Raw genomic sequence first — 429 nt, 5'->3', positions numbered from 1 at the left:
TCGACGCCGTTGGCGGTGAGTGCTTCGGCGAGGGCGACGGCTTCGTGTTGTGCCTGGGCGGCGGCCAGGCCGTAGCCGGGGACGATGACGACTTTGGCGGCGTAGGCGAGTTGGATGGCGGCGTCGTCGGCGGTGATCTCGCGGACCGGTGCGGAGGTTGTTGCCGCGGCTGCGGTGACGGTGTCGCCGGTGCCGTAGCCGCCGGCGATGATGGCGGTGATCGGGCGGTTCATGGCGTCGGCCATGAGTTTGGTGAGGATGGCGCCGGCCGCGCCGACGAGGCCGCCGGCGATGATCAGTGGGGTGCTTTCCAGGACGAAGCCGGCCATCGCGACGGCGGTGCCGGTGCAGGCGTTGAGCAGGGAGATGACGACCGGCATGTCGGCGCCGCCGATCGGCAGGGTGAGCAGCACCCCGGCGGCCAGCGCG

The 429-nt window shown here is 71.8% G+C and carries 1 protein-coding gene; it reads right to left on the bottom strand.

All coding sequences use genetic code 11. From position 1 onward, the window contains the following. Window positions 1-429, bottom strand: a 429-nt coding sequence (locus ODJ79_RS46800; protein ID WP_263030210.1) for an NAD(P)(+) transhydrogenase (Re/Si-specific) subunit beta, incomplete at both ends; no start/stop codon positions are given.

The sequence above is a fragment of the Actinoplanes sp. KI2 genome (assembly GCF_025630775.1).
GTDB lineage: Bacteria > Actinomycetota > Actinomycetes > Mycobacteriales > Micromonosporaceae > Actinoplanes.
This window is presented reverse-complemented; position numbering and strand designations above follow the sequence as displayed.